At 40.7% G+C, this 10,868-nt stretch carries 6 protein-coding genes and 1 tRNA gene; 2 read left to right on the top strand and 5 right to left on the bottom strand.

Annotated features, from left to right (window positions below; all coding sequences use genetic code 11):
- Window positions 1-86: 86 nt before the first annotated feature.
- The 4 genes from H6G57_RS22750 to H6G57_RS22735 form a co-directional block, all read right to left on the bottom strand.
- Window positions 87-1,553 carry a site-specific DNA-methyltransferase gene (locus H6G57_RS22750; protein WP_190522755.1) on the bottom strand — a complete coding sequence of 489 codons (1,467 nt, stop codon included), beginning with the start codon at window positions 1,551-1,553 and terminating at the stop codon, window positions 87-89.
- A gap of 796 nt (window positions 1,554-2,349) precedes the next feature.
- Window positions 2,350-2,421: transfer RNA gene (locus tag H6G57_RS22745), tRNA-Val, on the bottom strand.
- A 45-nt stretch (window positions 2,422-2,466) separates the two neighbouring features.
- Window positions 2,467-3,693: a glycosyltransferase gene (locus H6G57_RS22740; protein WP_190522754.1), complete on the bottom strand. Its 1,227-nt coding sequence runs from the start codon at window positions 3,691-3,693 to the stop codon at window positions 2,467-2,469.
- 86 nt (window positions 3,694-3,779) lie between these two features.
- Complete coding sequence (locus tag H6G57_RS22735) at window positions 3,780-4,985, bottom strand: glycosyltransferase family 2 protein (protein ID WP_190522752.1); 1,206 nt, start codon at window positions 4,983-4,985, stop codon at window positions 3,780-3,782.
- A 428-nt stretch (window positions 4,986-5,413) separates the two neighbouring features.
- On the opposite strand from H6G57_RS22735, the gene H6G57_RS22730 reads away from it, so the two are divergent.
- Together H6G57_RS22730 and H6G57_RS22725 are read left to right on the top strand one after the other, a co-directional pair.
- A complete protein-coding gene (locus tag H6G57_RS22730) occupies window positions 5,414-6,895 on the top strand; it encodes an SLBB domain-containing protein (RefSeq protein ID WP_190522750.1) in 1,482 nt (493 codons plus the stop codon).
- 186 nt (window positions 6,896-7,081) lie between these two features.
- The gene (locus H6G57_RS22725; RefSeq protein ID WP_190522748.1) at window positions 7,082-9,397 is read left to right on the top strand and encodes a tyrosine-protein kinase domain-containing protein; all 2,316 of its coding nucleotides are present in this window, start codon (window positions 7,082-7,084) and stop codon (window positions 9,395-9,397) included.
- Window positions 9,398-9,516: 119 nt separating this feature from the next.
- On the opposite strand, the gene argJ is transcribed toward H6G57_RS22725, so the two are convergent.
- Window positions 9,517-10,758 carry a bifunctional ornithine acetyltransferase/N-acetylglutamate synthase gene (gene argJ / locus H6G57_RS22720; RefSeq protein WP_190522745.1) on the bottom strand — a complete coding sequence of 414 codons (1,242 nt, stop codon included), beginning with the start codon at window positions 10,756-10,758 and terminating at the stop codon, window positions 9,517-9,519.
- Between the last annotated feature and the right edge of the window lie 110 nt (window positions 10,759-10,868).

Below are 10,868 nucleotides of genomic sequence, written 5' to 3'. Positions count from 1 at the left end.
CAGAAAAATTATCCCCTGAGCAAAACTCCCGACCATTCAGTTAGAATTACTCAGTTTTTTCGCCTCATTCGGCAAAAATTGGGGAGTCAAATTGAGTCCCCAATTTGGGAAAATGAAACAGCCCTGCCTTGGGAAGGGGGGACTTTGAGTTCTCTTGCTCCCTCCCCATGAATGTGCAGGGTTGGGGAGGGGGTCAATATTTTTGTTCCTTTTCGTAAGCAGGTGATGTCTAGGACTAAATCACCTGGGTCGGTGGTCATTAGGAGGCAGCGTTGAATAACTACTTCTGAAGTTTGTACAACGTATTGCCTTTCCGTACCAATTTGAATAGATTCCCATCTGTCAGACAAAGGAATTACAGGGAAATCATCAGCATACCTTTTGTAACGAAGAGTATTGCCCATTCTGACAATCCGAGCCTGTAAAGCAAGATTAGTTAACCCTTGGATTGTAGTTTTCCAGTGAGTACCTACTTTAGGAGTAAATTTCACTCCTTCAAACTCAAATTCTTGTGGAATGCTCAACGCACCATCTGAAAATAAGCTGGTTAACTGATATCGGCGACCTTCAGGAACAGATTTTTTTCCTCTAATTTCATCTATTGTCAGCCGTCGGTTGCTTCCATCTTTTAATTCTATATAGTCATAGCGGTCGAGCGATGTATTCCCTTGTTCTCGTTCTAAATAAAGCTGATGGTATTTTGCTTTCTTCTTGTCGTAAGCATACCAAATAATAAAATCAATGGTTGTACCTAATAAATTTGATGCAATACTACCAGTTTTCTGAAAAGTGATAAGACTACAAAAGTTATCAGATCCAAATATTTCATCCATCAAACATCTAACAAGATGCAAGTTATCATCAGAAATTTGCACAAAAACGCTACCACTTTCCGACAATAGCTCTCTCGCCAATAACAATCTATCTCTTAAATAAGTCAAATAAGAATGAATCCCCAACTCCCAAGTATCTCGAAATGCTTTAATCGTTTCCGGTTCTTGAGTCAAATCTTCATCCTTACCATCTTTCACATCCCGCTTATTCACAAATGGCTGAAAGTTGGAACCGTATTTAATTCCATAAGGCGGATCGAAATAAATCATCTGCACTTGCCCCGCCATTCCCTCTTTTTCTAACAGGGAATTCATCACTAAAAGCGAGTCTCCAGCTACTAAGCGGTTACTCCAGTTATGCTTGTGCTTGTAAAATTCAATGGCTTGACGAATGGGAGGATTTTCTTCTGGTTGCTCAAATAGAGATAACTGAAAACCTTGATTTGGGTTACGCTTCCGTACTGCTTCAATAATGCTGCGCGGATCGATGCGTTCGTGAACGTGCAGCGATACTGTTGGCACTTCAAAGCTAGTATGTTCCGCCTTACCTGCCCAAACTAACTGCGGGTCAAGGTGAGGGTCATAGGCATATTTTTTGTTATCCCCATCTGGATCGGTATCTGGCGTAACCAGTCCGATCGGTGGGTTATTAACCCTTTGTTGGTTTTCGTGTTTGTATTGCGCGATCGCTCTTTGGTCGGGTTTCTTTTGCCTAGCCATGCGACTTCCCCTTAGTCTCACAGCCTTCACTTTACAATTTATCCAACCCTTTGCCAAATTTGTTGGATGTTTTTTATGATTTCTCTAGCCTGCTAATATCTTTGCTACCCGCAGATGAATTACATCTAACCACACCGGAATCACAGGTTCACCCGCTTTCAGTGATGCGATCGCCTTCTCCATATCAAAGTCTACCAGTTGAAGCGATCGCTATGATTGAATCCCACCACAACATAAATCGCTCTTGCGAACTTGGGTTCGTAAACTCTGGCTGCTTTTCCTCCAAACTTTTAGGCTCATTAAAACCAATACAATCCCCACCTCAAAGCCAATTAGACAATAAGAAAAAACGTAAATCTTCCAAATCTAGTGGTTCTTTAACCCAAACTCTCTTTGATACCTACAGCAATACAGAAGAGAACTTAACTTGTGCTGCGTGATACTACTGGCTTATATTAACAAAAGTTCATAAAATCATGCCTACCATTCCTAATGACTGGACGAGACAACTTCCCGTCGTACATACATCGGGAAGATAACTTTAAAGTCTACGGATTGGGGGAAAATTTTTGACGATCATCAAAAAGTTCTGCTTACTTCCCTAAGTTACATACAAAGGGAAGTAAATCTAAAAGTTAGCAGGCAAGGTAAGGGTAGAGGTGATATGAAGGGTTACTGTCAAACTTGTATCTATCTTGTATCCTTGAAGAGTAACTAACTGGATACAAGTAAGGGCGATAGTGCAGTGGTAGCGCAATTACTTTACACTGAAGGGTTTACAGGTTATCGTCAACAATGGGCGATACAGGATTTGAACCTGTGACCCCTTCCGTGTGAAGGAAGTGCGCTACCACTGTGCTAATCGCCCGCACAATTTATTAATATAACACACCTTTCCTCGATTGACAAGCCCTTACGGTTTCAGGTCGGGATTGAGAATTGAGTCCCCTTGAAATAGGCGAATGAGTTTTTGGGCTTCAATGTCGATATTATGATGTTCAGCTACTTTCAGGGTTCCAAATTTGCCCATTGTTGTTAATTCTTCTATAGAAGTTGTTAAGGCGGTTTTGAGAGCTAGGGTTAAATCCTCTAAAGACCCAGCAGGAACTAACCAACCGTTTTTCCCCGGTTCGACTAATTCTGGAATTCCAGCAATATAGGTACTAATCACCGGACGAGATAAAGCTAAGGCTTCCATCAGAACAACGGGTAAGCCTTCCGCAAAACTGGGTAATACAAACACCTGGGAGGATAAAATCTGTTGTTGGACTTGAGTATTGGTTGCCCAACCTGTAATTTCAATATAATTGTCTAACCCTAAGCGATTAATTAATTGTTCAATCTCTGGGCGCAGGGGGCCATCTCCCACAAAAATTAATTTAAACTCAAATCCAGCCTTGACCAGTTGGTTAACGGCTTCTACTAACAATAAATGACCTTTTTGCTCACTTAAACGACCGACACAAACGAAGCGACGTTCTGAAGGTAACCGAACCAAAGGATGATCCAAAAACATCGGATCAACACCACAATGGACAATCTGAATTTTTGACCAATCTTGATAATCACACCAGCGTTGACATTGACTTTTTCCAAAGGAACTAATAGCTACTACAAATTGAGCGCGTTTGATTTTTTCCGGTAATGCGATCGCTCCTACCTTATCAAATTCCTCCGGCCCATGTATCGTCATACTATAGGGGGGGCCGCCTAAAGCCTGACATAATAACGCAACGGTAGCGGAATTGGTTCCAAAATGAACATGAAGATGGTCAATTTTGTCTTGAGATAACCAATGGAATAAAACACAAGCTTCCGCCAGATAAATACCGTGTAGGAAAACACCTCGTTCTGAACCCCAACCTAATTTTAATGCTAATCTTCCTGTCTGCCATAAACGTTGAGGATGAGTGAGTCCAACTTGTAATAAATGACTGAGTAAACCCCAAATCCCCACTTTCAGAATAAACCGAGTTTTTTCAGATTCCTGTTGATCGGCTGGATCAATTAATTCTGATTCTAAAGACCGAATTGAGAACCGACTGATCTCCAGTCCTTGAGCTTCAACGGCTAAAATTTCCCGACGAATAAAACTGTGACTAACTTTAGGATATTGATTAATCAGATAAGCAACTTTCATGCCATTTAAAATTGTGGGTTGACCGTTAACTGTTGACGCTTAAGGGTCAATAGCCAACAGTCAGAACTAAATAGAACCTATGATTCTCAAGATACTAAACTATCCCGTTGGGTTCTGACCCATTCCTTTTGGGGTTTATTGAAAAAATTGAAATACAGGGGTAATTTCCACAAAATATAAAGGGGAACACTAAGCAGGGTTTTTAGGGAAACGATAGAACGGCCAAAATTAGCCCAGGTCATCAAAATAGTGGTTAATAATAGCATTCCTTCCAGTGCCAAGCATTGCAAGGGTAACACTGAGAGATTATATATTGCCATCAAGAAGCTGGGAACTAAAGCCACACCCCATAACATAACTAAAAAAGCTAAGGGAGGAACACACAGGTCTAAAGCAATGGCGAGTAAATCCAACCGCTTTTGGCGAATGGAAGCATAAATCAGGCGAGGAACCTGAGTATATAACGTTTTTAAGTGTCCATGTTCCCAACGAGTTCTTTGGGTTTTAGCTGCTTTTTCTTGGGTAGGCAAAACCCCAATAACTTTAGCATCTTCATAAAATAGGGGAGATGTTCCCAATAGTGCTAAATCAAGACCAAGCTGCATATCTTCAACAAGATTAGAACTTCCTAGTGAAACTTTCCGAATCACAGACCAAGGAAAAGCCATTCCCGTCCCCGTGAGAACACAGGGGAATCCTAATTGAGCTAATCCTTTAGGACGAATTGCATTTTTAACTAAAAAAGCAAAGGCAGAAATGGAATCTTTAGGAGTCGGTTTTTTCGAGGTTTCCATTAAATACGTGGATTGAACAGGTCGCTTTTTAACCATTGCCTGTTGAGCAATTTTAGTGATTGTTCCAGGTTCGGCATGACAATCAGCATCAATCATGACGACCACATCCGGTGGGTCTTGAGCTAAAAACTTTAAACCATAATCTAAGGCATAGCCTTTGCCTCGATGGTCTAAGTCCTGACGTTCTAAAACCGTTGTTCCCATTTGACGCGCTATTGCTGCGGTTTCGTCAGTGCAGTTATCTGCGATCACTACAATTCTGGTTTGAGAGTCAATTTGAGGCAAAATAGTTTCTAACGTTGCTTCAATTCCTGATGCTTCATTGTGTGCGGGAATTAGAATAGAAACTTTAGGAACAACAGTTTCCAAAGGTTGATCAAATGAAGGCTTATGAATCAATGCAGCAAAGCATTCCAGAAAAAACACTGTAACGGGGATGGCAAGAGCTATAGAAATTATTGTTAATTCTATGATGAGTTGGGTTATTAATAAGAGCATAGGTAAAAGTGATGAATATGGGACTTAAGGCAAATCATGTCTTTGCCATCTAAAATGCCTCAAATACTTAGATGAGATTTTTGTTAATTGGGAGAATAAAGTTTCCGAAAATTTTTGTTTTTTTTAGATTAACAGTAGTTATTTATTAAATGTATATATCTGTGGGTTGATAATGAGAAAAAGCTCAGATCGCTAGACAGCAAACTTTTCAGTCCTAGGTGTTAAGACCTTATAATCAAAATGTTGAGGCTGCATCTTAGCTATTGTTTTACACCCGACCCTACAATACGTGACTTAAGGCAGAGTCGTCTTGTGATTTATAAGATAAGCTATTAATAGAGATCAAAAAACGCGCTTAGTCATGAACTGGGACGTGCGAAAGTAAAATCTTTGCTCGGTTTATGTTTTAATTCACATCCAATTACTTTATGCTTGTTCGATGTGTTAGTTGTTCTTTAGCGCATTTAATTTTAGGTCTAGGAGTTCCCTTGATCTCCACCCTACCTGTTCAGGCTCAAAGCCAGCCCCCAAGGTATCCTGCTCCTCAACAACGTCAACGGGGGGGTATTGAAAATCCCCTTCAGGATTTTCCTTACCTTTTAGGAGTGGGCGATCGCATCCGAGTGGATGTATTCGGTGTAGAGAAATACACGGGTGAGCAACTGGTTCTTAACGATGGAACGATTAATTTACAGGGGATTGGGCCTGTATCCGTTGCGGGTTTAACACTTCCACAAACCCAATCATTGATTGCTCAACGGTATTCTAGTTTACTCCGACAACCGATTATCACCATTACTTTAATCACACCCCGTCCTGTACAGGTTGCAATTGCTGGGGAAGTTGTTCGTCCCGGTTCCTATAATTTATCTAATGTATCCTCTAATACTCAACAATTTTCTCGACTCAGCCAAGCCATTTTAACAGCCGGAGGAATTACCCAATCTGCCGATTTAGCCTTAGTCCAACTGCGACGGGCTGATCCTCGCCAACCCGTTGTCACTTTAAATTTAAAGGAATTATTGGATACGGGAGATTTAAACCAAGATCCCATTCTCCGGGATGGAGACAGTATTTTTATTCCCACTCTCACCACCTTTGAGCCCTCTCAAGTTCGTGAGATGGCCTCTTCAAGTTTAGCCGCCCCTCCTAACCAATCGATTCAAGTTGTGGTGGTTGGAGAAGTTTTTCGTCCTGGTGCTTATTCCCTCAATCAAGATGGGGGTCTTACCGATGCAGGTACTGGAGGAAATGGACTAAGAATTATCAAAAGCAATTTACCAACCCTAACCCGTGCGCTTCAGACGGCTGGAGGAATTACGAATATGGCTGATATTCGCAATATTCAAGTCCAACGTCTCACTAACACAGGGGTAAAAAGCACAAAAGTTAATCTTTGGGAACTGTTGCAATCGGGAGATATCAATCAGGATCTATTTTTACAACAGGGAGATACGGTAATTGTCCCCACTGCCACTGAAATTAATCCGACCGAATTAGAAGAATTAGCGTCTGCTAGTTTTTCACCCGCAACGATCAATGTCAATGTCGTCGGGGAAATTAAACAGCCCGGCTTGATTCAAGTTCGTCCAAATACTCCCCTGAATCAAGCTTTATTAGCGGCTGGAGGGTTTGATAGCATCCGAGCCAATCGGGGTACGGTGGAACTGATCCGTCTAAATCCCAACGGTTCTGTGACTCGCAGAAAAATTCAGGTGGATTTTAAATTAGGAAATGCAGCCGCCAATAATCCCGTATTACATAATAATGATGTGGTTATCGTGCATCGATCTTTAGTCAGTAGAATTGCTGACACCTCTTCCTCTGTGTTACAGCCTGTGGATAATGCTTTTACATTTTATCGGTTATTTGAAAGTTTAATTCCGAAGAGAAACTCTAACTCTAATTAAGCATAAAAATGAGTATTAATTGATAGAAAACCTTTTCTAACTTCTTAAAATTTATCCAATTTGGGGGTTGCAATTCTGCTCTTTATCTGTTTTAAAGAGGTTCGATAAAGGTGTTCATCAGATAAAACTTTAGGGTTAATTTTTGAAGAGTTAAGGCTAGAATAATAACAGGGGTATTTAGTCACTATGTCACAAGATATTCAAGTTTTTGAAGATTCACAACAGACAATCGAACCTAAAAAGAAAAGTCCGGGTATCCGTCCGGTATTGCGGACATTACAACGCCGGGTGATTCTGATTATTGGAACCGCAGGAATCACAACCTTAGTGGGTTTTCCTTTGATGGGTGGAGAAGCTCCGACGGTTTATAAAGGAAACTTTCAATTGTTAGTTGAACCTGCCACATCTGAACAGCAGTTAGCCGATCCCTTAACCCTAACTCGTTCCGAAGGACAACCCAGCGATAAATTTTTCAGTTTAGATTACCCTACCCAAATCCGTATTTTAACCAGTCCTGAAATTTTAAATAATATTACCAAACAAATTCAAGTTCGTTATCCTAAATTTAAGGTAGAGGATTTAACGGATAAGTTGGAACTGGAACGAGTTTCTAATGGTTCTAGTATCCGGGATCAAACTAAAATTCTGGAAGTTTCTTATAAAGGAAAAGATACTGATCAAGTTTTGTTTGTGTTACAAAAAACGGCTGAAAAGTATTTAAAGTATAGTTTAGATGAGCGTAAAACGAGGATTAGTCAAGGGGTTGAGTTCATTGATGAGCAATTACCTTTATTACAAAAACGAGTTGCTGAAGATCGAGGAAAGCTTCAGAAGATTCAACAGCAGTATGAGTTACTTGACCCGATGGCACGGGGGCAAACATTGTATGATCAAATTCGGACTCTGGAAACTCAGAGCCAAGAAGCAGAGAGACAACTTCAAGAATTAAGAGCTTTATACCAACATCTACAAACGCAACTATCCTTTAGTCCAGATGAAGCCGTAGCCGCTTCCGCCCTAAGCGAAAGTCCCTTCCGTAAACAAATCTTAGATGCTTTGATGACGGTTGAAACTCAAATTGCGATTCAATCTGCAACTTTTAGTGCTAATAGTCCAGAAGTGCAACAATTAAAGGAACAACAAGCTAATTTATTAAAATTATTAGAACAAGAAAATCAGAAGATTTTGGGTGAAAACGCTTCAAAAGTGCAAAATAATTCTTCAGTGATGGCTTTTCAAACCTCTATTCGTCAAAAGTTAATTGGGCAACTTGTAGATACGGATAGTCAAATAAAGTCTTTAGAAGTTCGGTTAAAAGGATTAAATAATGCACTTAATACTTTAACTCAACAAGCTCAACTTTTTCCGGGTGTTGCTCGTGAATATAATGAAATTCAGCAACAGCTTGATTTAACCAATAAACGACTCAATTTATTTTTAGATGAGCGAGAAAAATTAAGAATTGAAGCGGCTCAAACTAATATTCCTTGGGAGATTATTTCTAAGCCCAGAATTCTTTATGATAGTAACGGAATTCCCATTGGTGCCGAGCCTGAAAGTCCAGTCAAGAACCTGATTATAACTTTGGGTGGAGGAATTGTATTAGGAATTGGATTATCAATTCTCTTGGAACGGCTTCGCAATATTTTTTATACAAAGCAGGATATAGAAGATATGATTTCATTTCCTTTGTTGGGGGAAATTCCTCGACACAACAATTTTCCGATAGCTTCCCATCTCCCCCTAGAGAATAATCTGAGTCCATCAGGATTAACAAAATCTCGGATACGGGCATTAGAAAAAATGACTCAATTCTTGAATGCTTTTGATAACGCTTACGCCAATTTGCGGTTTTTATATGCCGATTCTTTAATCCGATCTATTGGAATTTGCTCGGCAGAATCTAAGGATGGTAAGTCAACAATTGCTTTACACTTAGCACAAACGATGGCTCATATGGGGCAGCAGGTACTATTAGTAGATGCTAATTTACGTTATCCCCAACTTCATACTGTTTTGGGGGTATCTAATCAAAAAGGACTCAGCGATTTATTAACCGAAAAAGCAACACCTAATGCAGTAATTCAAAGGACTTCGCTCTCGGAAAATCTCTTTATTTTAACCGCAGGAGTTCCCTACGCTAATACCTTTAAATTGCTGGCTTCAGATCAAATGCGACACGTCGTTGAGTCACTCCAAGAAACTTATGATTTAGTGATTTATGATACGCCTGAATTGCATGAATATAATGATGCTATTTTCTTGGCTGAATATTTAGATGGTTTAATTTTAGTCACGGCGATTCATAAAACCCATAAAACGGTTTTTAGAAAAATTTTGGATAAACTGGATACCTATAGGATGCCTTGTATTGGTGTCATCGCTAATCATCTTCAACTCAATTCTTCTATTACTTATCCCTTTTATTTAACACAGTCTTTGAATTCCGCCGAATCCGTTCTTGTCAATGATTCAGTCATCAGTAATCAGTACAAAAGTTAAAAGTTCATGAATAACCTAATAACTGATAACTGATGCAGACGCGCCATGGCGCGTCTCTACACTGATAACTGATACAGACGCGCCATGGCGCGTCTCTACACTGATAACTGATAACTGATTTAAGTTGTATATTCAGCGTTAATTTTCACATAGTCATAACTTAAATCGCATCCCCAAGCTTTGCTGGTTCCTGGGCCATTGCCGATTTGAACTGAAATTAAAACGGTATCTTCTTTGAGATATTCTCCGGTAGGTGCTTTCTTTAAATATTCGTTAGCTGCATTGCGATCAAAGGCTAAGGGTTGACCATATTGCATTAAGAGAAAATCCCCTAACTTGATTTCTAAATGATTTTGATCAAAATGAACTCCAGCCCGTCCAGCAGCAGCCGCAATGCGTCCCCAGTTGGGATCACGACCAAAAATTGCCGACTTCACCAAAGATGAACCCACAATGGTTTTCGCAACTTTACTCGCCGAGGCTTCATCTTCTGCACCAGAAACTTGAACTTCAATTAAACAGGTAGCTCCTTCTCCATCCCGTGCGATCGCTTTGGCTAAATATTCACAAACCGCCGTTAACATCCCTTCTAATTTTTCGGCTTCTGGCCCCATTGCAGTAATAGCAGGAGTCCGAGAGGCACCATTGGCTAAAGCAATTAAAGAATCATTGGTACTGGTATCTCCATCCACTGTCACTTGGTTAAAACTCCGGTTGGTCGCACGAGTTAACATTTCTTGCCAAAGGGGAGGAGAAACCGCAGCATCGCAGGTGACAAAAGCTAACATAGTCGCCATATTGGGGTGGATCATTCCCGAACCTTTGCAAATTCCGCCAATTCTTACGGGACGATCCCCAAACATCGTTTCTAAAGCAATGGTTTTGGGAACTAAATCCGTTGTCATGATCGCTTTGGATGCGGCTTCGTTACCCTTTTCTGACAATTCGGCGACTAACTTCGGAATTCCTGCTTTGAGGGCGTCCATTTTAATCCGTTGACCGATGACTCCGGTGGAGGCCAGTAAAATTGATTCTGGTGCAATATTTAAAACAGCAGCTAAAGCTTGGGCTGATTCTACGGCATCTGTCCAACCTGCTTCTCCTGTGGCGGCATTGGCTTGTCCTGAATTACATAAAATTGCTTTCGCGCTGGGTTTGGCTTGCAGTTGTTGGCGGCAATAGTCTACACAGGCGGCTCTAACTTGACTGGTGGTAAAGACCCCCGCCGCGATCGCATCAACATCAGACACAATTAAGGCTAAATCGGGTAATCCTGATAGTTTTAATCCGGCTGTAATTCCCGATGCTCGATATCCTCTAGGTGCTGTGACTCCACCCTCAATCACTTTCCAATCTGACATGATTTCCCCTTCCAATATTACTGACAAGGGATTATATCAATAACGGTGGGCTGGGGGAGAAGAGGAGCACTCCTGAGTAGGGGAAGAAAGATGAAATAATTAACACCCGT

Origin of the sequence: Planktothrix sp. FACHB-1365, from assembly GCF_014697575.1 — a bacterium.
Taxonomy (GTDB): Bacteria; Cyanobacteriota; Cyanobacteriia; order Cyanobacteriales; family Microcoleaceae; genus Planktothrix.
The sequence above is the reverse complement of the archived record's forward strand: the minus strand, read 5'-3'. Positions and strand labels throughout refer to the sequence as shown.

What these genes read in the sequence shown, in the direction of transcription:
- H6G57_RS22750 (WP_190522755.1), bottom strand. Translation starts at nt 1,553, where the DNA reads ATGGCTAGGCAAAAGAAACCCGACCAAAGAGCGATCGCGCAATACAAA.
- H6G57_RS22740 (WP_190522754.1), bottom strand. Translation starts at nt 3,693, where the DNA reads ATGAAAGTTGCTTATCTGATTAATCAATATCCTAAAGTTAGTCACAGT.
- H6G57_RS22735 (WP_190522752.1), bottom strand. Translation starts at nt 4,985, where the DNA reads ATGCTCTTATTAATAACCCAACTCATCATAGAATTAACAATAATTTCT.
- H6G57_RS22730 (WP_190522750.1), top strand. Translation starts at nt 5,414, where the DNA reads ATGCTTGTTCGATGTGTTAGTTGTTCTTTAGCGCATTTAATTTTAGGT.
- H6G57_RS22725 (WP_190522748.1), top strand. Translation starts at nt 7,082, where the DNA reads ATGTCACAAGATATTCAAGTTTTTGAAGATTCACAACAGACAATCGAA.
- argJ (WP_190522745.1), bottom strand. Translation starts at nt 10,758, where the DNA reads ATGTCAGATTGGAAAGTGATTGAGGGTGGAGTCACAGCACCTAGAGGA.